Source organism: Mesorhizobium sp. WSM4307 (assembly GCF_007003945.1).
Lineage (GTDB): Bacteria > Pseudomonadota > Alphaproteobacteria > Rhizobiales > Rhizobiaceae > Mesorhizobium.
This window is the reverse complement of record NZ_VFTB01000007.1, coordinates 162,291-184,161: the sequence shown is the minus strand read 5'-3', so window position 1 is coordinate 184,161 and position 21,871 is coordinate 162,291. Positions and strand designations below refer to the sequence as shown.

Annotated in this window: 19 protein-coding genes and 2 pseudogenes; 11 read left to right on the top strand and 10 right to left on the bottom strand. The window is 59.1% G+C overall.

The annotated features are described in order from the left end of the window. Nucleotides 1-32: 32 nt before the first annotated feature. Complete coding sequence (locus FJV83_RS18405) at nt 33-500, bottom strand: hypothetical protein (protein ID WP_142887133.1); 468 nt, start codon at nt 498-500, stop codon at nt 33-35. Nucleotides 501-539: 39 nt separating this feature from the next. Between FJV83_RS18405 and FJV83_RS18400 the strand changes: the two genes are divergently transcribed. Together FJV83_RS18400 and FJV83_RS18395 are read left to right on the top strand one after the other, a co-directional pair. Beyond that, nucleotides 540-1,571: a LacI family DNA-binding transcriptional regulator gene (locus FJV83_RS18400; protein ID WP_095774085.1), complete on the top strand. Its 1,032-nt coding sequence runs from the start codon at nt 540-542 to the stop codon at nt 1,569-1,571. 134 nt (nt 1,572-1,705) lie between these two features. Then, the gene (locus tag FJV83_RS18395) at nt 1,706-2,527 is read left to right on the top strand and encodes a TIM barrel protein (RefSeq protein ID WP_095774084.1); all 822 of its coding nucleotides are present in this window, start codon (nt 1,706-1,708) and stop codon (nt 2,525-2,527) included. Between the two features lie 207 nt (nt 2,528-2,734). Here FJV83_RS18395 and FJV83_RS18390 read toward each other — a convergent pair whose 3' ends face one another. From FJV83_RS18390 to FJV83_RS18380, 3 genes are all read right to left on the bottom strand, one after another. Further along, on the bottom strand, nt 2,735-3,244 hold the full coding sequence (locus tag FJV83_RS18390; protein ID WP_095774083.1) for an RES domain-containing protein: 510 nt from the start codon (nt 3,242-3,244) through the stop codon (nt 2,735-2,737). Beyond that, a complete protein-coding gene (locus tag FJV83_RS18385; protein WP_095774260.1) occupies nt 3,241-3,726 on the bottom strand; it encodes an antitoxin Xre/MbcA/ParS toxin-binding domain-containing protein in 486 nt (161 codons plus the stop codon). Before FJV83_RS18385 ends, FJV83_RS18390 begins: the two co-directional genes overlap by 4 nt. A 260-nt stretch (nt 3,727-3,986) precedes the next feature. Then, entirely contained in the window at nt 3,987-5,153 is a 1,167-nt protein-coding gene (locus FJV83_RS18380) for an ROK family transcriptional regulator (protein WP_095774082.1), read from the bottom strand. A gap of 134 nt (nt 5,154-5,287) precedes the next feature. On the opposite strand from FJV83_RS18380, the gene FJV83_RS18375 reads away from it, so the two are divergent. The 6 genes from FJV83_RS18375 to FJV83_RS18350 all read left to right on the top strand — a co-directional run bounded on the left by FJV83_RS18375 (nt 5,288) and on the right by FJV83_RS18350 (nt 11,789). Then, nucleotides 5,288-6,292, top strand: coding sequence for an extracellular solute-binding protein (locus FJV83_RS18375; RefSeq protein ID WP_095774259.1), 1,005 nt, complete (start codon nt 5,288-5,290; stop codon nt 6,290-6,292). 50 nt (nt 6,293-6,342) lie between these two features. Next, entirely contained in the window at nt 6,343-7,347 is a 1,005-nt protein-coding gene (locus FJV83_RS18370) for an ABC transporter ATP-binding protein (RefSeq protein WP_095774081.1), read from the top strand. 74 nt (nt 7,348-7,421) lie between these two features. Continuing rightward, the gene (locus FJV83_RS18365) at nt 7,422-9,053 is read left to right on the top strand and encodes an iron ABC transporter permease (protein WP_245318183.1); all 1,632 of its coding nucleotides are present in this window, start codon (nt 7,422-7,424) and stop codon (nt 9,051-9,053) included. 17 nt (nt 9,054-9,070) lie between these two features. Beyond that, on the top strand, nt 9,071-9,994 hold the full coding sequence (locus FJV83_RS18360; RefSeq protein ID WP_095774079.1) for a TIM barrel protein: 924 nt from the start codon (nt 9,071-9,073) through the stop codon (nt 9,992-9,994). After that, on the top strand, nt 9,991-10,722 hold the full coding sequence (locus FJV83_RS18355; protein WP_095774078.1) for an inositol monophosphatase family protein: 732 nt from the start codon (nt 9,991-9,993) through the stop codon (nt 10,720-10,722). Before FJV83_RS18360 ends, FJV83_RS18355 begins: the two co-directional genes overlap by 4 nt. A 74-nt stretch (nt 10,723-10,796) precedes the next feature. Next, entirely contained in the window at nt 10,797-11,789 is a 993-nt protein-coding gene (locus FJV83_RS18350; RefSeq protein WP_179296487.1) for a LysR family transcriptional regulator, read from the top strand. 185 nt (nt 11,790-11,974) lie between these two features. On the opposite strand, the gene FJV83_RS18345 is transcribed toward FJV83_RS18350, so the two are convergent. Continuing rightward, complete coding sequence (locus FJV83_RS18345) at nt 11,975-12,994, bottom strand: porin (protein ID WP_095774076.1); 1,020 nt, start codon at nt 12,992-12,994, stop codon at nt 11,975-11,977. 777 nt (nt 12,995-13,771) lie between these two features. Between FJV83_RS18345 and FJV83_RS37035 the strand changes: the two are divergent. Together FJV83_RS37035 and FJV83_RS37720 are read left to right on the top strand one after the other, a co-directional pair. Then, a pseudogene (locus FJV83_RS37035) lies at nt 13,772-13,975 on the top strand (hypothetical protein); the annotation flags it as partial. Continuing rightward, nucleotides 13,973-14,158: pseudogene (locus FJV83_RS37720) on the top strand (hypothetical protein); the annotation flags it as partial. The pseudogenes FJV83_RS37035 and FJV83_RS37720, both read left to right, overlap by 3 nt. Nucleotides 14,159-14,693: 535 nt before the next feature. Here FJV83_RS37720 and FJV83_RS18330 read toward each other — a convergent pair. From FJV83_RS18330 to FJV83_RS18310, 5 genes are all read right to left on the bottom strand, one after another. Continuing rightward, a complete protein-coding gene (locus FJV83_RS18330) occupies nt 14,694-15,059 on the bottom strand; it encodes a helix-turn-helix domain-containing protein (protein ID WP_095774075.1) in 366 nt (121 codons plus the stop codon). Nucleotides 15,060-15,201: 142 nt separating this feature from the next. Further along, complete coding sequence (locus tag FJV83_RS18325) at nt 15,202-17,643, bottom strand: FAD-dependent oxidoreductase (RefSeq protein WP_095774074.1); 2,442 nt, start codon at nt 17,641-17,643, stop codon at nt 15,202-15,204. Nucleotides 17,644-17,730: 87 nt separating this feature from the next. Beyond that, nucleotides 17,731-18,345: a short chain dehydrogenase gene (locus FJV83_RS18320; RefSeq protein WP_142887132.1), complete on the bottom strand. Its 615-nt coding sequence runs from the start codon at nt 18,343-18,345 to the stop codon at nt 17,731-17,733. Between the two features lie 22 nt (nt 18,346-18,367). Continuing rightward, the gene (locus FJV83_RS18315; RefSeq protein ID WP_095774073.1) at nt 18,368-19,240 is read right to left on the bottom strand and encodes a dihydrodipicolinate synthase family protein; all 873 of its coding nucleotides are present in this window, start codon (nt 19,238-19,240) and stop codon (nt 18,368-18,370) included. Nucleotides 19,241-19,254: 14 nt separating this feature from the next. Further along, on the bottom strand, nt 19,255-20,610 hold the full coding sequence (locus FJV83_RS18310; RefSeq protein ID WP_245318182.1) for an FAD-binding oxidoreductase: 1,356 nt from the start codon (nt 20,608-20,610) through the stop codon (nt 19,255-19,257). A gap of 137 nt (nt 20,611-20,747) precedes the next feature. Here FJV83_RS18310 and FJV83_RS18305 point away from each other — a divergent pair, with 137 nt between their 5' ends. Then, nucleotides 20,748-21,656, top strand: coding sequence for a LysR substrate-binding domain-containing protein (locus tag FJV83_RS18305; protein WP_095774071.1), 909 nt, complete (start codon nt 20,748-20,750; stop codon nt 21,654-21,656). Nucleotides 21,657-21,871 lie beyond the last annotated feature (215 nt).

Below are 21,871 nucleotides of genomic sequence, written 5' to 3'. Positions count from 1 at the left end.
GGTCACCTTCATCTGCGCGGATCTTGTCTGGGTCAAAGTTCGGAGGCGGCGGCGGACCGCCGCCTCCGTAGCCTTGGGAGGCTGGTGGTCTGAGGCAACCTTGGTTTCGGCGTGGAACTGTTCGCGACACCGCCGCGCCATCGGCGGCAGATCGCGCTTGATGACAAGGGCAGTCTTCGTCGCGCCACTGGCGCAGGAAGGCCTATTTCGCGGCAGCCGGTCGGAGCGGACGGCGACGGCAGGTCGCGTTTGATCAGACAGTTCAGCTTCGGCAGCGCATGGCACGATCCCATCGGGATCGTGTGGTGCTCACCGGCGCGCTGCGCTTCGCGCCCTATCAGAACCCAGTCTCGTTTCGTCGGACTATAGTCTTCGGCTGTGGCGGCTGCGCTGATCATGACCTTCCTTTTCAGGCTGGAACCAAGACTGATAAGCTTTCCTGAAAGAGAGCTACCAAATTCAATCATTTCCATCAACGCCACTTGCAATTTTTCTATCATCTACTATCATTCTTTCGAAATCCTCAAAAGGAGACTGCCTTGGCCAAGCGCCCAACGGTTTCGGATTTGGCCCGGGCATCAGGGGTCAGCGTGGCGACGGTCGACCGGGTTTTGAACAACCGCCTGCCGGTGCGCGAGGAGACAGCGCAGCGGGTCTATGAGGCGGCGACCGTTATCGGCTACCACGCCGTGACCCTGATCAAGCAGCGGATCCGCCAAGATCTCCCGGAATACCGGCTGGGCTTTCTTCTGCAGAAGCCCGAGCAGCATTTCTACCAGGAGTTTGCGCGCGAGTTGGAGGCCGCGACGATCCATGCGCCGCGGTTCCGCGGAATTCCGGTTATCGATTTCTGGTCGAGCCAGGCTCCCGAGGACATCGTTGTTCATCTGGAAAAACTGGCAGCAAAAACGAATGCCATTGCATTGGTTAGCCCTGATCATCCGACGATCACGGTCGCCGTGGAAAGCTTGAAGGCCCGCGGGATTCCGGTGTTTTCACTTCTGTCCGATTTCGCTCCAGGCGTTCGCGAAGGCTATGTGGGCCTCAACAACCGCAAGGTAGGACGCACCGCCGCGTGGATGATCGCGCAATGCGCCAGGCGGCCGGGCAAGGTCGCCGTGTTTGTCGGCAGTCATCGCTTTCACGGCCAAGAGTTGCGCGAGATCGGCGTGCGCGCCTATTTTCGGGAGCATGCGCCGGATTTCACTGTGCTTGAGACCTTGGTCAATCTTGAAACGGCCGGTCTTACCCATCAGGCGATGCTCGACCTGCTCGAGAGGCATCCCGATCTCGTCGGATGCTACATAGCCGGTGGTGGCATGGAGGGCGCTATCACGGCAGTGAGAACGGCCATGCCCGCCCAGCCCCCGGTCTTGATCTGCAACGAGATAACGCCCGAGTCACGCGCCGCACTCGCCAACAACATCATCACCATGGTGCTCGCAACGCCGCTGGCCCGGCTGAGCAGCGATCTCGTCAATCTCATGGCGCATGCCATCCAGGACGGCGCCGCCAACGCGCCGGGACAGACTTTCCTGCCCTTCGACATCCATGTGCCGGAAAATATCTAGGCGTCCCTGCAATAGAATCTATCATGGATGATAGAAAATAATCACGGCGAGTTGACTGTATCTTGCCGCCGGATGATGGGATCGGCAGCCGCGCCGGTGAAAATGACCGGCATCAAAACGGGAGGGAATATCGGATGCCAACTGCTCGATTGCCGTCGTTCGCACTCAACCATATGGCAGCGCCCTCGCTGCGTATGGACGCGTTCTTCGCGCTCTGCCGCAAGGTGGGTGCGGCGCAGGCGGAAATCCGCAACGATCTTGCAGGCAACGCCATCATGGACGGCACGCCCGCGGCCGAAATCGGCGGCCAGGCCCGCAATGCGGGAGTGTCCCTGATCAGCATCAACGCGCTGCAGCGCTTCAACGAATGGACGCCGGCCCGCGAGGCCGAGGCGATCGAACTCGCCGACTATGCGCAGGCCGCAGGCGCGGCAGCGCTGGTCCTCGTTCCGGTCAACGATGGCTCGGGACGGGCGGACGGGGAACGTCAGAAGAACGCAAGGACTGCCCTTCGAGGCCTGAAGCCGATCCTGAGCGACCGCGGCGTGGTCGGCCTGGTCGAGCCGCTGGGCTTCGCCATCTGCTCCCTGCGCTCAAAACGAGAGGCGGCGGACGCCATCGCGGACATCGACGGCGTGGGCGCCTTGGGGCTGGTGCACGACACATTTCATCATTTCCTCGCTGGCGAGCCGGCGCTGTTTGCGGAGATGACCGGCCTCGTCCACATTTCGGGTGTCGCCGATGAGGAGGTGGGGGTCGACGACATGCGCGATCCGCATCGCGTGCTCGTGGATGAGAAAGACCGCCTCGACAATATCGGCCAGATCCGTGCATTGCAAAGCGCGGGCTACGCCGGCCCCCTCTCCTTCGAGCCATTCTCGCCGGCTGTCCATGAACTCGATGACCCCGCACGCGCGCTCGCCGACAGCATCGCTTTCATTCGAGCCCGGCTGTAAGCGATGTGTTGCAACGTTTTGATTACCGGCGCTATGGCGACATTTTCGAAGGATTAGATGGTCAAGGGCCGCCAGTTCGACCAGTCAGTGATCCTGCTATGCGCGCAGCCGCGATCATCCTAAACGGCATCGAAATGGTAATGGCCCGTACCGAGCTTCACCAACTGGTCGGGCGGGAGGCCTGTGAAGATCGCACCCACCCCCATGTTATTTGCTGACCGGGGGATGCAGCCTTGTGTCGAGGGCAAATGCTTCCTGGAACTTGAGCGTGTAGGAAGTTGCCGCCTCGCTGGCCACGAAGATGAGGTTCCAGCTATATGAAGAGACCGCGCTTGGCATAGCCACGATGGGATGTTTCATCAAGAGGTCATCCCCGAATGCCTGCTGACCCGCGCTTGGTATGCCGGGGCGCAGCCAGTTCGGATTGGGCACGCTTGCAGGATCGACGACATGGATAGTCGATGCATCGCTGAGGACAGCGGCGGTTAATGTGTGGGCAACTGTGTCGAGGGCGCGAAAACCCTTATGCACGGCGACTTCGAGGATAGCCGTGGCGGGATCGATCGAGCAGTACACTGCTCTTACGCCCTTGCTGTTCCAGCGGCCGCCGACCCGATAGGCACCTTCGCCACTATTCCATGTCGCGGCATGGACGGCCTGGTCGAGCCGCCACGCAATGAGTTCCGTTCCTCCGAGCGCTATCGGCAGAGGCGTCATGCATAAACGCCGTATTCAAGCCGCTCCAGATAGTCTTCGACCAGTTCCACGCCGGCGGGAGTGCCCAGCAGATCGATCGGACGGCGCTGGTCGAGACCGACCGCCGGGCGCTCCAGCCATTGTTCAGCTTCCGCCTGCGTGCCGAGGACATCCGTCGCTTTCGCCAGGATCTCTGCGAATTTCCAAGTCCGTCCGCTCTGCTCCTGGCTAAGGGGCTTGGATGGAGCGTCTTTGCGGCGCTGCCAGGTTCGCAGGCTCATACCAACGGCCTTTTCGAGCGACGCCGTCTTGTTGATGAAGACCAGTTGTCCGACGAGGTGGTTTAGCGCTGAGGCCGGCAGACCGAGTAGAAGCAGCTCATGCGCGTCAAGGGCACTGGTCAATCGACGCGACAATATACGGGACCCGCCAAGCAGTGCTTCCACCCGTTGGAGACCGCCGCCTCTCGCTTCCGTAACGACTTTATCCGCCGTAGTCGCCATGTTCGCCTCCTGTGTCAACTGTCGCGTCAAATATGACAGTTGACGTCCGAGATTTCAAGTGCGTGCGAATTGATCTTTGAAGGGCCGAGCACCCGCCCCAAAAACCACCCAGGCAGACGAGGTTTGAAAGTTGTTCTGCGAAGTTCGAAGAATCTTGGGGCATGCGGCATGTCGCCGTCAGGCTCCTGCCGGCAGGAGCCGCCTCATAAGGAAGACATTCATCTGCAGGCTAGTGGAAACGCTAGGGTCTGCTTCCATTCCTAGGTGCGGGTCTTGGGCTTTCGACCGTTGAGGTAGGGACTGCCGTCATCTGCGACGGCGGCGGAGAAAAGCGCGGCAAAGAACGGAATGCAGGCTGCCCCAATTGCCCCGGCGCGAGGCCCCAATCGGGACGCCTCGACAGGCGCAGCCTGCAAGCCGCGCGATGGGCCAAGGATTGGCTGGCGCAAGATCGCGCTCACCAGCTTGTTTGTCACCGGTTCCGGAAGCCGTCCCCCAAGGACGATCAGAGCCGGGTCGAACATGGCCGTTACCACACGCACGGCCTCGCGAAGCTGCTCGCCGGCCCGTTCAACCCACACTTCCAACGTCGCTTCGGCCTTGTCCGGCAAATGCTCAAGATCGGGAAAATCGCCGACGACGAAGCCGGCCTCATTGAGGATGGCCAAGAGGTCCTGGCCTGACGGGCGGGGATGGTCGTAGGGATAGAGAACTCCCGGTAGACAGGCGTTTCCATTGACGCCGCGGTAAGGTCGTCCGTCAATGACGACCCCTCCTCCGACACCGTGGCCGATGTGAATGCAGAACATGGGATCGGGCTGCGGTATTCGGCCGCCGAAAACATACTCTCCGAGCGCCGCGGCTGTTCCATCGTTCTCGATGTAATATGGCGCCTCGAAAGTCGCCTTAAAGGCTTTGTCTGCCTCGCCGTCATCAAAAGCGGGAAAGAAGCTGTGCGCCTTGAGGATATTCGACATCGTGCCAAAATTGCCGGGGACCGAGCAGCCGATTCCGAGAAAACGATCCTTGAACACGCCGAGGTCCGCGAGCATGACCGCGATTGTCACCTGCGCCGCCCTGGCCACAGACAAGGCCGTGCTGGTCTCTATGTCGACCGACCGAGAGGCAAGAATCTTACCTGCCAAATCGACGATAGCCACCTCCATGTGGGAGACTGAGAATGTTATCCCGGCCGATAGAAGCCTGTCAGCACGCAAGCTCAGCCGACGACGGGGCTGGCCCTGCGCGCCGGTACGCTCGGCCACCTCGATCAGAAGACCCATCTCGATCAGATCGGCAATCAGCCGTGTTATCGAGGCGCCGGTCATGCCGGAACGCTCGGCCAGCTCGACGCGCGCGACCTCCTTGCCTACGAAGATCAGTTCGACCAGCCGTCGTTGGTTCCGTGAAAGGTCGAGCCGTTTCAAGAGGGTTCCTCAATCGCAGTTCACAAACAGCTATTGCCATATATATTAAATTACGCAATGTAATTAAACTGTCATGGGCTCCCTATAAAAAGAGCTCAACCGGGATGGCCGGAAACACCGAATCGGAGAACACCATGCATCAGATCAAACGCGTGTTTGCGGCCACCGCCATGCTGGTGGCGATGGCTTTTCCGGCTGTGGCCGACAACCTTGTCGTCTATTCGCCGCAGGGGGAAGAGAACGTCCAGTGGATTACCGACCAAGCCAAAGCCGCCGGTCACGACGTGCAGTTTCTGCGCGCCCCCGGAGGAGAACTCTTCGACCGGCTGATCGCCGAGAAGAACAACCCCCAGGCCGATGTCGTGCTCGGCATGGTCGATACGTCCATGGCTCTGCTCAAGAAGAACGGTCTGTTTCAGGCGTACTCACCTGCCTGGGCGGCGGACCTCCCGGCGCAATACAAGGACGCAGAAGGCATCGTCCACAAATTCTGGAGTACACCTGTCATCATCGCCTATGACCCCGACAAGCTTCCCGAGGCGCAGGCCCCGAAAAGCTGGCTCGACCTGACGAGGGAGGAATACAAGGGTAAGTACGTGATCGGCAACACAGCCTGGCAGACGACGCGGATCTATTTGGCAGGCATCTTGGCACGGTTCCTCGACGACAAGGGCGAAGTCACTCAGGCCGGATGGGATTTTCTCAACGCATTTTATGCGAACGCGATCGTCGTCGGTGACGCGGATGCTCAAAAGGAGGCGTTCAAGTCCGGTGGGGCGACCATCAATCTGAACTGGCTCGGCGGCGCTATGAAAATGGCAAACGAGCTCGGCACCCAAGTCAGGGTCATTGACACGGAAGGCGGTACCCCGGTCATCTCCGAAGGCGTGGCGATCATGGCGGGAACCGATCAGCTGGAGCAGGCAAAGGGCTTTGTCGACTGGTTCGGCTCGGCCGATGTCATGGCCGCCTATGCCAAGCAGTTCGGCCAGGTTCCGGTGCTGCCTGCCGCACTCGCGAAATCGCCGGCCGCAGTGCAGGCAAACGCGAAATTGGTCAAGGCGCAGCCGATCGACTGGGACGCGATCGCGCCCAAACTTGATGGCTGGTTGCAGAAGGTCGAGCTGGAGATCCGGTGACGATCTCGTTTGGGCAGCCCTGACCGCCCGGCTTCACGAGGAGCACGACCATGGCCAACCCAATCCTGAACATCGACAAGCTGCATATTGGTTATGGCGACAACATTGTCGTTCGCAACCTGTCGATCGATATTCACGAAGGCGAGTTCGTCTCGCTGCTCGGGCCTTCCGGCAGCGGCAAATCCAGCGTCCTGCGGGCCATCGTCGGCTTTCATTCAGTCATGAGTGGGCGGATCGTCCTGGATGGGAAAGACATCACCAATGCGCCGCCGGAGCGCCGCAATGTCGGCATTGTCTTTCAAAATTACGCGCTGTTTCCCACGATGACAGCGTTCGAGAACATCGCGTTCGCGCTGCGCGTGGCGAAGCTGCCGGAGAGCGAGATTGGCCGGCGCGTCGGCCAGATCGCCGAAACGTCGGGCATCACCGAGCAGTTGCAGAAGAACCCGGCCAACATGTCGGGCGGGCAGCAACAGCGCGTCGCCATCGCGCGCGCGCTCGTCACCGGCTCGAAGGTGCTTTTGTTCGATGAGCCGCTGTCCAATCTCGACGCCAAGGTGCGGGTGACGATGCGCCACGAGATCAAGCGGCTGCAGCGGGATTTCGGCTTCACGGCAGTCTTCGTCACGCATGACCAGGAAGATGCGCTCACCATGTCGGACAAGATCGTCGTGTTAGCAAACGGCAGCGTCGAACAGATCGGTGATGGGCGCACGCTTTACCGAAACCCCGCGACGCCGTTCATCTGCGAGTTCATCGGCGCGGCCAACGAACTGTCCGCGCCGCTTGCCGCTCGGATACTGGGCCGCGCTATCGAGGGGCGCTGCTTTGTCCGCCACGAAGACGTGGTCGTGGGCCGAGCGATATCAGGCGGGTTTCCGGCGAGCGTCCGCCATGTGGAGTTCCTAGGCGCCCACAGCCGCATCGACCTCGATGCCGACGGGCATTCAATCTCGGCGGCTAGGATGGGCAACGAGTTGCCCGAAATCGGCGAGACCGTGTCCTGGGCCATCCGGCCCGGCTCGGCCCATATTTTCGAAGGAGCAGCCCTTTGAACCGCGCGGCTGGCGTCGAGCGCGTTGCCTATTGGGTCGCGTTGGCGACCCTGATCTGGGCCGTTGTCACCTTCATGATCGTGCCGCTGTTCGCCTCGCTTCAAGCGGCATTCTTCAAGGAAGGCAGCCTGGCTGTCGGTCAGATCATAAGCGAACTTTCAGCATCCCGCAGGGTACGCATCGCATTTTGGAACACCGTTTGGATGACGGCGGCAACAATGATCACGGTCACCGTTGTCGGGGTTTTCCAGGTGGCGGTGCTTGAGTATTTTCACGTGCGAGGTCGTGCGCTCCTGAAAATCGCCTATGCGACACCGCTGGTCTTCGGCGGCGTCGTTGCGGCGGCTGGCTATAATTTCACCTATGGTCCGGGCGGCGCGCTGACACTTATGGTCAAGGCAGTCTTCCCCAGCCTGCCGCGAGACTGGTTCATCGGCTGGTTTGGCGTGCTCTTCACACATACCTTCCTGATGACCAGCTTCTACTTTCTCTTTTTGCGCGCCGCGATGCGCCGCGTCGATTATGCAACCATCGAAGTCGCGCGCAGCATGGGAGCCTCGGAAGCAACGATCCTGTGGCGCGTGGTTCTGCCCGTGATCATGCCGACGCTGCTCGCCGTAACCCTGCTCACCCTTTACACCGCGATCAGTTCCTTCGCCGCGCCGCAAGTGCTGGGCGGCCGCGACTTTTACATGCTCAGCCAGGTGGTGCTGACGCTGAACAGCCTGCGTCGCCCCGACATGGCAGCCCTGCTGGCGCTCATCATGGGTGTGTGCCTCATGAGTGTTATCCTCTTGTCGCAATATTACGAAGCACGCGGCTCCTATATCGGCGGCGCGAAGGCGACCGCACCAATTCAACTGCGCAAGATTCGCAATCCGATCGGCAACGCGGTCCTGCAAGTCTTGGCCCATCTGCTTGTGGCCATCTATGTGGTCCCGGTCGCCCTGGTGGTGCTCTTCTCCTTCGCCCCGGCCGCCAGCATCGGCGTGGAGGTTATCCCGTCCAGCCTGACGTTGAAGAACTATGCACGCGTCTTCACCGAAGGCTCTGCCTTTTTGCCGTTCTTCAACTCGATGCTGATGGGCCTTGTCGCCGTTCTGGCGGCGCTTGGCGTTGCCCTGTTTGCCGTGCCCGTCATTGTGGGTCGGCGCAATTGGCTGACGCGTGTTCTCGACCTTAGTTTCTTCCTGCCCTGGGTGGTGCCCAGCATTCTGCTCGCGGTCGGGCTGATCCTCACCTTCGACACACCAAACCCGCTCGTCGGAAACGCGGTGCTTCTCGGCGGCTACTGGCTACTGCCGATCGGCTACGCCATCGTCGCCTTGCCGCTGATGGTGCGATTCCTGCGGGCGGCCTTCAGTGGGATCGATCCGGCCTATAGCGAGGCAGCCCGCTCGATGGGCGCCACAGGCTTATACCGCTATCGCCGCATCATCCTGCCGCTGGTGGCGCCGACGGCGATCCTCGTCGCCGGCATGGCCTTCAACGAGCTCCTATCGGAATACCCTCTGTCGGCCTTCCTCTACAACGTCAACAACAAGCCGCTGCCGATCGCGATCGTCGACAGCGCGCTGTCTGTCGATCCTGAGCAGGGCGCGCTCAACCTCGTCTACGTCACGCTGATCATGGCGTTTTCACTGGCGATCATCCTGCTGGCCGAGCGTATCGGTCTGGGCAAAGGCCCCGAAACCAACACACTGTAGAAAAGGACATCAATCCATTGGATACCTGCATCACCGTCTGGCATTGGCCGCACCAGGAACGTTGGTACGACGAGGGCATTCGCAATTCGCTGGCCCTGATCAAGGAAGCTGGCTTCACACATATCAACTGGAACCCCGACTCCGGCAGTTCGTACTGGCTGGCCGACGCCGAAATCGAGTTCACCAGCAACATGGTGGCCGCCGCCGGGCTGAAGGTGCACTCGGTTCATGCCAGCAATGGCCGCAATCCGGTCAGCGAAATCGGTCACAACAACCCTGGTCCGTTTGCGCTTGAGATGCGCAAGGACATCCTGTCGCTGCATGAATGGCAGCGCCTAAGCGGCGTCGAGCTGTTGCGCAACCGGATCGATCTGGCGGCCGCCTTTAAATCCCCGAATGTGGTTCTGCACATCGATATCACCGACGACGTCTTCCGCAACGAAGCCTCGGAACGAGAGTTCTTCAAACCCTTGTTCCGTTCTCTCGATGAGATTCAGCCCTACTGCTTGGAAAAGGGCGTGCAGATTGCGGTGGAAACGCTGCTTTGCGCCACCGCCCAGAACTTCCTCAATCTTTTTGATCGCCTGTTCGCCCGATACGGCAAGGAATTCATCGGCATCTGTTTCGATTGCGGCCACTGGGAACTGATCGAGCCTGGCAAGCTAACTGTCCTGGAGCGTTTCGGGGATCGTCTCATCGCGACCCACATTCACGACAATTTTGGCGCAATGGACAACCATCTCCTGCCGTTCGACGGCAGGCTGGATTGGCACGCTATAGCCGCTGCGATCGCGGCGACCGCTTACCAGACGCCGCTCAATTTCGAGACGCCGATGGATCGGTACGGGATTCCAGAGCCCGCCTATTATCGCCGCGCTCACGGCGTCGCGCTCAAGCTCGAGGAGATGGTTGTCCATGCGCGCGCGAGGAACACCGCATGACGAGCGCTGCGCTCAACGTTCGTCTCGCGACCCTTCACGATGTCGTTTCCAAGGTGGCGGCATTCAGCCTGGAGCGATTTCATAACCGGGATAAGTGGACCATCGAGACCAAAGGGTCTGCCGACTATGTCAGTGCCGTCGATCGCGATGCCGAAACGCTTGCTCGGCGACTGCTGACAGATGACGTCCCAGACGACCTCATCGTGGGCGAGGAGCAGGGCGGTGATGCGACGGGCGACTATTGGCTGATAGATCCAGTGGACGGTACAGCCAACTTTGTCAGTGGGATGCCAATTTGGGCGGTGTCGATCGCCTACGTTCTAGACGATGAGCCCGTGCTGGGCGCGGTCGCTCTGCCGGCGCTTGGAACCATCATGTGGGCCGCATCGGACGGCCCGCTCAATGTCACGGGACCGTTGCGGATGATAGAGGGGAGCGCGTCAGCCGCCTTCGGGATCGGCCGCAACCGGGTGTGGCCGACGGCGCATCGACTAGAGATAGAAACTGAAATCGAAGCTATCGGCCATCATGTGGTCAGCTTGGGCAGTTGCGCGGCTTCCCTGGCTTTGGTCGCATCGGGTCGTCTAGCCGGCTACATTGAGCACGGAACCAACCTTTGGGACTGTGCAGCTGGACATGTTCTTTGCCTTGCGGCGAAACGACCTTCCGCGATTATCCATGATCGGGCCGGGCACAAAGTTGCGATCTCGGCCGGCGCACAGAGGTAGCTCAATTTGGCGCAAATGTTGATCTGGACCAGTTCTGTTGGCTCCTGGTCGCGGTCGTTATGGGGATAAGACACTTGGACGTCCGCCGGCTTCGATACTTCATAAAGATCGTAGAGCAAGGGTCATTTTCAAAAGCGGCAGTTGCATTGCAGGTCGCGCAACCCGCGTTGAGTCTGCACGTGCGCAATATGGAACTTGATATCGGCAAACCGCTTCTCATCCGCAGCCAGCAGGGTGTCGTGCCAACCGAATGCGGGAGCGCATTACTCAATAAAGCCCGCACGATTGTCGAGCAAATTGATGCGCTGGCGGAAGAAATGAAGGGAACCGATGAACACCCGAGCGGCCAAGTGAGCCTTGGGCTATCGGGGACCATCAGCCAGGTGCTCGCGGTTCCGCTTATGCAGGAAGTCAACCGCATCTATCCGCTCATCCAATTGCGTATTGTCGAGGCAATGACGGGGTTTTTCCTCGACTGGCTCCTGCAAGGCCGTGTCGATCTCGCAGTTCTCTATAACGACCCTGACGACAAAAAACTGGCCTCGAAACATGTTCAGGCTGATGAGCTTTGCCTCTTCGGCCCGACCGACGGAGCACATGGACGTGGCCAGCATCTTCACTTCGATGCAAGCGTCGTACCGTATTGCGATATCGCGACGCTCCCACTCCTATTGCCCAGCAGGACCCACGGCTTGCGGCGGATTCTTGAGGAGGAGGCGACACGCCAGCAAATTGCCTTCATCAATGTTGTCGAGGTGGATTCATACACCAGCATAATACGCATGATGGAAGCAGGCATGGGCTATGCGATACTCCCGATCAACGCCTTCGATCAGCACGCGCACCGTGAGGGAGTGCGCATGTGGAGAATAGAGAATCCTGCGTTGACCCGATCATTGTACCTCGTTCGCAGTATCAGCGGTTCGCGAGCTGTCACTGCCGTGGAGCGCGTCTGCAAGGAAACGTTCTTTAATCTTGCCCAAACAGCCCGTTGCGACACATTCCCGTTCACCGAACCAGATTTGCAGACCTTCATTCGCCCATCGGCGGGGCCCCAGGCTTTGTGAGATTTCAATCTCTCCAGTTGTGCGAAGTTCGCTATCGGCGCCAACAACAAGGCGATCGGTGGACCATTTGAATCCACCGATCTAAAACAATGATACGACTGGAGCGTGCCCTATCACCTTGGCATGTGCAGTCCTTCTACATTGCCAGGTCGATCAGAGAGCTTTTATGAACTCAGCTGGTAAATTCAGAAATTCCGCTGGAATCGGACAATGCCGCCAATGGCGTGGTCATGACCGTTACCGCGGTCACCGCCAAACGACGTATATTCGATTTCCGGCGTGATCACGAAACCAGGAACGATTTCGTAGGCAAGGTTCAAGGCAGCGGCGAAAGTACCCTCTTGTTCGTAGGCAACCTGTCCGCTCACGGTTGCCTTGCTAGAAATCTTGGCAGATAGACCACCCCAGAGCGCGTAATCCCCGTTCCAGGCTCCGTAGTAATTGGGTTTGTCTGGATCGGACTGGTAGCCGGCCATGACAAAAGCGGTTACAGGGCCGGTGAACTTCACATCCAGACGAACTTTGCCTGCAAATTCTTCGCTGGCCACGTCATAACCGCCCACCGCCGAAACGGCACCCCAGCCCTGTTGGAACTTCGCACCGGCAACGACGTGCGGCATGTAGCCGTTGATCATGTGCAAGCTGTCGCCCTGTTCTGCGCCGATCATTGCTGAAAACCCCTTGCCACCGACAAAAGTGTAGCTAATCTGGTTGGTGGCATCACCGGCATAGTCGACAATATCATCAGCAACGACATTTCCAGCTGAGCCCGTCCATGTATTGAAGCGGGAATCGGTCTCACCAATCCGAAAGCCACCGAGTTCAATATATGCATGGGACAGGCCTGTGCTCTGCACGGCATTTGCGAACACAGAACGCGTTTCAGCATAGGAACGCAATGTGCCAAGTTCGGTTTCCGAACGAGCATCAAATCGCATCGTGGCACGTGACGTTTTCTGCCAGGTGCCGAACTCATCCCCCTTGTAGACGTTATCACCTCCGCGGGCGTCGTAACGCACGTAACCGCTGACCTTCAGGCAGGTCTCAGTTCCCGGAATGTAGAAAAACCCTGCACCGTAAGCTTCGCATACGCGGACGTACTCGACGGGTTCCGGCTCGGCGACAGGGACAGCATCTGCAGCCTGAGCGCCCGTGATGGCGCCGATGGCAGGGCCAGCACTGAGTAAAAAACTTCTGATGTTCATGTGGATTGCCCTCTGTGAATAGAGCGCCCCTAGTACGGAACGATCAAATGGAGGTCCAATCCTTTTCGACGTGTTTCGGCGTTATTGATAGATGTGTGCTGAATATATTACCATATTAATGGGTTATATGAGTATATATTGTAGTGATATCAACTGATTGACCCCCATTCTGCCGGGTATATATTATTTGTATACCTGCGATAACGCCTTGCTTATTTTTTGGCAGCGCCTTGGCGGCGAGAAAGAGGGCGGCCGTCGCAGCTCGATCAAACCGGGGTCTCAAGGGGCAAATACACGGTCTGCCGCCTGCGGACAGATGATGTTCTTGAGGGGGCTGTCGTTGCGAAATGTTTGATTTAGGCTCTAACAGCGCTGCCACGCGCTGGGTGGTACCCAACTGATCTCTGGGTCGGTTCCTGCGTGAAGATTGCCACCCACCAGAGGCTGGACGAATGGGCTGTCGCGACAGTTGCTGGCGCAGTGCATCGCCGCGCCGCCGCGCTGCGTCTCCATGACCGAAAGTGGCATGGATCCAAGTATGGCTTGTCTGCGCCCAAGAAGCAGACGCCATCGAGCCACACTCGTGGCGCCCCAGCGTTCCCTCACGCCAGCCAACTGTCGCATTTGGCATAGATTTGTGCAGTTGCGGAGGGCAAAGACTATGAGGTGATCGATTGCGTCGTCCTGGGGAGCGTTGACGAGCGGAGGGCTGCAGGTCACCTTGCGCCCGGCTTGCCCAGACCGGGTTCCTCATTATTCGGAAATCAGTCAAAGCCTATGGAAGTCAAATCAACACAGGCCAAGAGATCAGCTGGTCGCAACGGCCAACGCCACGTTGTCGATGCCGACCTGATCGCCGTCGTGATAGCCGTGACCGACGGCGAGCCGCGCATCCTTACCATCGGGGAGGCCCAAGCCTTGCCGTCCGGTCCCTTTGAACTTGGTCATCGATCACTACAGTCCGGTCTGAGGGCGTGGATAACCCTGACGACGGCGCCGGCCGTGGCTGCGACAGGCGTTGATCTGATTTCCATCGGCTGGTTGACCCATAGCGCACCAATCCTTGATATAGGGCTCGACTGTCGTGAGCCTTCCGAAAACGAGAGAAGTTCGCCTCGGCGGGGTCACACCGCGGCCGTCAGCCAGCATCGGTCTATGAGCTAGGAACCTGAAAACCATCATGCCTGAAAATATCAGACTGACTTCGAGAGACGTTCCCCTCATTTAGCTAGGCGTCTATCAGTGCCGCTTCCCGGTGAGCGAAGACACATCCGTACCCGGCGGTTACCGTTTTTGTGATGGGCCAACTTCGCCGGATCGCGTCTACTGCGATCACCACCACAGCATTGTGACGGCCGTCGACCCTCGTCGAGCCCGTTCGGGTCTCCAGTTGGCTCAACGACGCGCCGCGTAGGTTGCGTTTTGGTGTGTTGAGCCGTCCGCGCGCTGCGGTGGACGTTGCTTCGTCGTCGATGGTATCGGCCCTTCAAATATCTTTTGCAATTCGGCGACCTCATGGCGCAACCGCAACCTCCGGCGAGGTCGCCGGTAATGTCCGTTTCAAGGCAGTGGCCGAGCTATCTTCAACGGCCGAGATGAGGCGCTTCTCGCACATTGCTTTTGGGCCGCAAGCGGCCTGACAGCTCACAGGAAGAGGTCATGGTCATTCCGCTTTAGACCAGTAGCCATCCTTTTCCCGCTAGTCGTGGTAGAGCTTGTCTCGGAGACGCACAAAAATACCAGTGAAAGTGCCAATTACCGTGCTGCGGCCATTGTCTGCACGATAGTTGTCCGAACAGATGACCATGGCGATTTGGCTGAATGGCTCAGTAAAAAGACGGTGTCCTTGTCCAGCGCCCACAAATGTGTCGGCACTCAAACCCGACCAGTGGAATAGCCGAGCCAGATTCTCGACATCTGGCCTTTGTCCCTGCGCCATGAGGATCAGTGTTGAAGCGCTTACTCCCGAAAGGTCAGCGACTTGCTTCCAGTTCAGTTTTCTATCTGACTTCTTTCGATCCAGGGCGTTCAAAAACGCCTGTGTGTTGAACTCAGATCGCGTCATCCAGTCAACTCTTTCAATCAAGGTATTAATCTATATCGACACTCGACCCCAACGCACGAAGACGAGCCGTATTGAAGAAAAAGCACACCCATACCGACCTAGGTCTCCCGTTCGGCCGTTCAACGTCGAGTAGTGGACCGCGCTACATCCTCACCCTTTCCGACTTCGGATCGTACATCGGTTTCAGCGATGCTTCGGCCGCAAAGCGCTCGCCGGCGATCTCGATTTCGTAGGATGAGCCCAGCACATCCGCCTCGCTCTCGCCTTCGCAGGGCACATAGCCCAGCCCGACGGCTCCGCCGAGGTGATGGCCGTAATTGCCTGACGTGATCGGACCAACGATCTTGCTGTCGCGCAGGATCGCCTCGTTGTGGAAGAGCAGGGGTTCTGGGTCTTTCAGCCGGAACTGAACGAGTCGGCGGTTCAATCCGGTCTCCTTCTTGCGCAGCACCGCATCACGGCCGATGAAGTCGCCTTTCGCCGTCTTCACCGCGAAGCCAAGGCCGGCTTCCAGCACGTTGTCCTCGTCGGTGATGTCGTGGCCGAAATGCCGGAACGCCTTCTCGATGCGGCAGGAATCCAGCGTGTGCAGGCCGCATAGCTTCAGGCCGACATCGGTGCCGGCTTCCGCGATTGCCTCGAAAACATGGGCAGCCTGGTCGGTCGAGACATAAAGCTCCCAGCCGAGCTCGCCGACATAAGTGACGCGGTGGGCGCGGGCCAGGCCCATGCCGATCTCGATCTCCTGAAACGTTCCGAACGGATTGTTGTCATTGGAGAAATCATTCGGGCTGACCTTTTGGATCAGCTTCCTCGAATCCGGCCCCATCAGGCAAAGCACGGCTTCGGCAGCGGTCACATCGGTGACGACGACGAACTCGTCGGCAAGGTGTTTTCTCAGCCAGGCCAGATCGCGCTGCAGCGTCGCGCCGGGCACGACGAGAAAGAAGGCGGTTTCGGACAGCCGCGAGACAGTGAGGTCGCTCTCGATGCCGCCGCGCTGGTTGAGCATCTGGGTGTAGACGATCTTGCCCGGCGCCACGTCCACATCGTTGGCGCAGAGCTTTTGCAGGAAGGCGCAGGCGTCGCGGCCTTCGATGCGGATCTTGCCGAAGGAGGTCATGTCGAACAGGCCGACGCCGTTTCGGACCGCCAGATGCTCGTCGCGCTGGTTGTCGAACCAGTTCTGCCGTTTCCAGGAATAGCGGTATTCGCGCTCCTGGCCGGGCCTAGCGAACCAGTTGGCGCGCTCCCAGCCGGCGACCTCGCCGAACACCGCGCCGCGCGCCTTCAGGTGTTCGTGCAACGGCGAACGGCGCACGTTTCGTGAGGTTGCCATCTGCCGGTAGGGAAAATGGTCGGCATAGAGCAGGCCGAGCGTTTCGGAGACGCGCTCCTTGAGATAGCGGCGGTTCTTCTGGAACGGCTGGGCGCGGCGGATGTCGACCTCCCACAGGTCGAACGGCGCCTCGCCATCATTGATCCATTGCGCCAGCGCCATGCCGGCGCCGCCGGAGGAGACGATACCGATCGAATTGTAGCCGGTCGCCATCCAGTAGCCGGAAAGCTCCGGCGCCTCGCCGAGATAGTAGCGGTCATCGGGGGTAAAACTCTCGGGGCCGTTGAAGAAGGTGTGGATGCCGGCGGTGGCGAGCATCGGCATGCGATTGACGCCCATTTCTAGGATCGGCTCGAAATGGTCCATGTCCTGCGGCAACTGGTCGAAGCAAAACTCCTCGCTTATGCCATTCATGCCCCAGGGCTTGGCCACCGGCTCGAAAGCGCCGAGCATCATCTTGCCGGCATCTTCCTTGTAGTAGGCGCACTCGTCCGGCACACGCAGCACTGGCAACCGGGAAAGCCCGGGGATCGGCTCGGTGACGAGATAGAAATGTTCGCAGGCGTGCAGCGGAATGGTGACGCCGTTCTGGGCGCCAAGTTCGCGTGCCCACATGCCGGCGCAGTTGACGACGACATCGGCTTCAATCGTGCCTTGCTCGTCGCCTTGCGCCCAGGAAACGCCGGTGACGCGGCCGGCCCTGGTATGCACCCTGGTGACTTTGACGTTCTCGACGATCGTCGCACCGCGCTGGCGCGCGCCCTTGGCCAAGGCCATGGCGATGTTGGCCGGGTCGCACTGGCCGTCGAGCGGCAGGTGCACGGCGCCGACCACGTCTGACACATTGAGATGTGGGTACATCTGCTTGACTTCGTTGGGCGAAATCTCGCGTACGTCGACATCGAAGGCGCGGGCGAGAGATGCCTGCCGATAGATCTCGTGCTTGCGCTCCTCCGTCAGCGCCACGGTGATCGAGCCGACCTGGCGCATGCCGGTGCCGATTTCAGTCTCGGCTTCCAGCTTGACGTAGAGGTCGGCTGAATATTTCGCCAGTCGCGTCATATTCTGCGAGCCGCGCAACTGGCCGATCAGGCCGGCGGCATGCCAGGTCGTGCCCGACGTCAGCTGCTTGCGTTCGAGCAGCACGACATCGGTCCAGCCGACCTTGGCCAGATGATAGGCGACCGAACAGCCGGAGACGCCGCCGCCGATGATCACGGCGCGAGCTTTGGACGGAACAATCAAGCGGTCTTACTCCCGTTACTAGACCAATCCATGCCGGATAAGCCGATGCCAGTGCGGCCAACCCAAACGGCCGCCGATGCAGTCAGGTCAGCGATCTCGTGACCATCCAATCCTGTAAACGCATCCAGTTTGCTTGCCCTCGACACTTTTGACGTAACCAAGCACCACGTCGTTCGTCGCGACCGCCTTCGAGCCCCGGAAGTAAGGACTGTAGAGCGGAGAGGACTCCTCGAGCATAGTCGGACTTATCAGATTGATCCGACGATCCTGGCGAAGCTCAATTGCAGCACTTCGGACAAATCCCTCGAGCGCGCCATTGACCATCGCTGATGATGTTCCGAGCGATATCGGATCGTCGTTCGTTGGACCGGAGGTCAACGTGAACGATCCTTCCTCACGAAGGAATCCAAGTCCAAGTCGGACAAGGTTCACCTGCCCCATGAGTTTGCTTTGCAAGCCGATAGCATATTGCTCGATGGTGAACTCGGCGAGCGGGGCGAAATGAACCGTGCCCGCTGTGCATATCAGGGCATCGAACTCGCCGATCTGACTGAACATTCGACTTATGGACGACGGATTGTCGATATCGACCTGGAAATCGCCGGCGCTTCGGCCGACAGCGATGACATCATGCCGCCTGCCGAGTTCGGCCGACACGGCCTTGCCGATCACGCCACTCGCACCAACATGAACGATTCTCACGAAGCCCTCGCCTCTCTTCGCCTTAGACGCCCAACGGTTCAAGCGAACGGCGAAGCTGCGCTTCCTGATCTGCCGATAGCTTTCTCAGTGGGCTGCGAACATTTCCCGTTCCGTAGCCGCGCAGTTGCGCCGCTCGAAGTACTGACGGCGTATAGGGCGACCTCCAGATAAAGAGCAACGAGGGCAACATGCGCTGCCAGAGGGTTAGCGCCTGTTCGTATTCCTTGCGGTCCACCAATCTATATAGCTCGACCGCTTCAGAAGGCATGTAATTCGCACCACCCCATATGACGCCGCGTGCCCCGGCCATCAGTGCGTAGAGCGTGGTGGTGTCGCAGCCATTGAGGACCGTTCCGCTTGTCTGCAGGTATTCCTGATGGACAGTAAAGTCACCTGCGCTGTCCTTGATGTAGTTGAAATTCTTCAACTGGCTCAGGCGCTCAAACAGCTGCGGCGAAACCGAAATGCCGGTGGCCTGTGGGATGTTGTAGCCAACCAGGTCGATACCTAGTTCAGCATCGATTGCTTTGTAGAAGTCGAAGATTCCCTGCTCATCACTCGGACCTTCCAGGTAGGGGGGCAGTACCATCAATGCGTCGGCGCCAACGGACTCCGCGTGACGGGACCTTCTGATAACTTCGTCCATATTCAAAGCGGAAGTCTGGCAAATGACATTGCAGCGACCAGCTATTCGCTTTGCGCCTACTTCGTAGAGGCGGTTGCACTCGGCCTCGGTAAGATAGGGGTGTTGCCCGGTCCCTGCGCCAAGCACCAGCCCGTGAACACCTGCGGCGACGTACTGCTCGATCAGATCCTCGAAAATCGAATAGTTGATCGCACCATTCTCATCGAACGGTGTTTGCATTGCCAGATTTATGCCCTTCAGGTCCGCCATGGTCTCTCTCGTATCTAGACTTCAGCTCCGGCCTGTCGGAAACGGACCGCGGTTACGATTCGAACGCCCATCGCTGTGACGGGCTTGGGATAAGGCTTGCTGGGACTTGCGCGCGTCTTCAGGATGTCGACTATCGGCGACGATCGCCCTGACGCCAGATCGGCTATGGCCTTGCCGAAGGCAGCTCCTCGCGCGACGCCCGTCCCGTTGCAGAATGCGGCGCCGTAGACCTTCTCCGCCAATTCGCCGAAAACCATTCCGCCATTTTGCGCGAGAGTAAGAAGGCCGCCCCAACTGGCCTCGAAGCCGATCGAGGAGAGCTCTGGCCACCGCCGATCGAACGCGATCTGCTGCTGCACCCGAGCCTTCATCACGTCCTGCGTGGTGGTCTTGAAGTCCGTCGCATAGGAATAGACGTTGCGTAGGAAAAGCCGGTTGTCGATCGTGCGACGAACCGTCGTGCCAAAGCTGTTGGCTGGGATAAGTCCGTAGGCTCTCTTGTTCCCCACCTGCGAAAGCTCGCTCTCGGTGAGCTGTCGTGTCATGCTCGCAAATGTGTACAGAGGTATGGCGCGGTTGTCGAAGAAACCGAATTTCGTCAGATAGCCTGACGCGCAGATGATGACCTTCGAAGCCCTGATTGTTCCGGCGGGCGTCTCGCATATGTGCTTCAGTGCCCCGAACTGCACCGCCACGATGGGGGTGTTTTCGTGAACGGTGACGTTCGCGGGCAGGCTTCTTGTCGCATTCTTGAGATATTTCGCTGGCTGGACCAAGACCGTGCCAGGATGATGCAAGGCTTTGATGTAGTGCTTGCTGCCGGTGATCGCCTGGATTTCGGGGGTCTCGACCCAGCTATAGTTCTGCCCGAGCTTATCCAGCGCCTGCGAAAAGCGGTGCAGGTCCTCCACACCGTGAGCGGTGGCCGCGCTGTGGTATTTTCCCTGCGCGTCCCAGTCGCAATCGACCCCATGCTCTTCGACAGCGCTTCGGATGTAGGCGATCCCGTCCAGATTAACGAACAGCTCTTCCTTGTTCCCCTTGATGTCTTCGACGAAATCGCGCTTCCGAGGATTGTGCGCGAGATCGATGACGAAACCCATGCACCGTCCGGATGCATTGTTCCCAATGCGGCCGGCGTCTACCAGGATAACCGAAGACTGCGGGTTGAGTTCGGCAAATCGGCGGGCCGCGTGCAGTCCCATCCAGCCGCCGCCAATCACGAGGCAATCACATGCAACGTCGCCTACTAGCGGCACCAGCGCCAACTCTGGTCCGGCCGCAGCGTACCAGCCGGACATAGTCGGTTCAGGATGGGGTGGCTGAACGACTTTGCGCTGTTTCGTCGTGGTTTGGTTGAACGAATTCACTGCCAACTCGCTGAGTTTAAGGCGACCGATAACGAAGGCTTGGCAACAATCCGCGGTCGCGTTGTTTCCTGTTCAAATAGAGCAGTTGGCGGGCGTCTCGTAGACGGAAAAGATAGCATCTGATATAGACCTGCTTCATGTCAAAGCTTCGTAGCCTGGTGCCCTCGACGCATTCGCTTTTTGTCTTCGAAGCGGCTGCCCGCACCCTGAGTTTCAAAAGCGCAGCCAGCGAGCTCAACGTGACGCAACCGAGCGTCTCGCACTCGATCAAATCGTTCGAGAAGCATTGCGGGACCGCGCTCTTTGCCCGAGATAATCGAGGGGTAGAGCTGACCGAGGCTGGCAGGCAGCTCTACGACGAGGTGCGCACGAGTTTCCGCCGTCTGGAACAGCGACTTGAGACCATCTCAGATCGCGGGACGAAGTACATCACTTTTGCTGCGTCGACATCTCTGGCAGCACATTGGCTTGCGCCTCAGCTCTATCATTTCCAGGAAGAGCATCCCGACGTTAAGATCAAGGTTGTCGCCACCGATCGGGATATCGAGCCCGATCACGAAGTGGACGTCACCGTATGGGTGCGGCCACGGGATTTTGAGAGAACCAACAGTTGGTTCGTATGCGACGAGATCATTTTCCCCGTCTGCTCCCCCGCATATCTTCTGGCGCACCCCGCTCCCCAGAGCGTCGATGAGCTGGTTCGACACCAGCTCATTCATTCGTCCGATGCCTTTCGCCGGCGAATGAGCTGGCCCGAATGGGTCGCGCTTGCAGGCGGGGACCCCAGCGAGACGAAACCGAACATCGTATTCAATGACTATCAGCTGACGCTCCAGGCAGCTCTTGCCGGCGAAGGAATCTCGCTGGGATGGTCCCTGACCGCCCAACACCTGCTCAAAAACCGCATGCTGGTTCGGCCCATCGCGACCGAGATCAAGACCGACCGCGCCTTCTTCCTGTTGTCCAATGGCGATGCAGGCAAAAACAAGAGGTGCAAGGTACTTGTAGACTGGTTCCTCGCGCAGTCGAAGGAACTGCGCCCTTAGACGGCTATCGGCACCGCTGCCTCGGTTCCCGTACCCACCCCAGCCGCGTCGCCTTTCGGGTGTCCTTACCAGGTAACGAGTGCCTGCGCAGTCGACCCAGGTATAAACTGAGTTTAACGCCAGCGCAACCTTTTACGAGTCCTCAGGGCGCTCGCAGGACCCTATTATCAACATCTATGAGCAGTGCCGCGTTCCGTAAGCGGACCGAGGAAAGC

Coding starts and splice junctions, on each gene's coding strand:
- FJV83_RS18365 (WP_245318183.1), top strand. CDS start 7,422: ATGATCGTGCCGCTGTTCGCCTCGCTTCAAGCGGCATTCTTCAAGGAA.
- FJV83_RS18355 (WP_095774078.1), top strand. CDS start 9,991: ATGACGAGCGCTGCGCTCAACGTTCGTCTCGCGACCCTTCACGATGTC.
- FJV83_RS18375 (WP_095774259.1), top strand. CDS start 5,288: ATGCATCAGATCAAACGCGTGTTTGCGGCCACCGCCATGCTGGTGGCG.
- FJV83_RS18390 (WP_095774083.1), bottom strand. CDS start 3,244: ATGACGCCTCTGCCGATAGCGCTCGGAGGAACGGAACTCATTGCGTGG.
- FJV83_RS18370 (WP_095774081.1), top strand. CDS start 6,343: ATGGCCAACCCAATCCTGAACATCGACAAGCTGCATATTGGTTATGGC.
- FJV83_RS18345 (WP_095774076.1), bottom strand. CDS start 12,994: ATGAACATCAGAAGTTTTTTACTCAGTGCTGGCCCTGCCATCGGCGCC.
- FJV83_RS18405 (WP_142887133.1), bottom strand. CDS start 500: ATGATAGAAAAATTGCAAGTGGCGTTGATGGAAATGATTGAATTTGGT.
- FJV83_RS18385 (WP_095774260.1), bottom strand. CDS start 3,726: ATGGCGACTACGGCGGATAAAGTCGTTACGGAAGCGAGAGGCGGCGGT.
- FJV83_RS18330 (WP_095774075.1), bottom strand. CDS start 15,059: ATGACGCGATCTGAGTTCAACACACAGGCGTTTTTGAACGCCCTGGAT.
- FJV83_RS18315 (WP_095774073.1), bottom strand. CDS start 19,240: ATGGCGGACCTGAAGGGCATAAATCTGGCAATGCAAACACCGTTCGAT.
- FJV83_RS18395 (WP_095774084.1), top strand. CDS start 1,706: ATGCCAACTGCTCGATTGCCGTCGTTCGCACTCAACCATATGGCAGCG.
- FJV83_RS18305 (WP_095774071.1), top strand. CDS start 20,748: ATGTCAAAGCTTCGTAGCCTGGTGCCCTCGACGCATTCGCTTTTTGTC.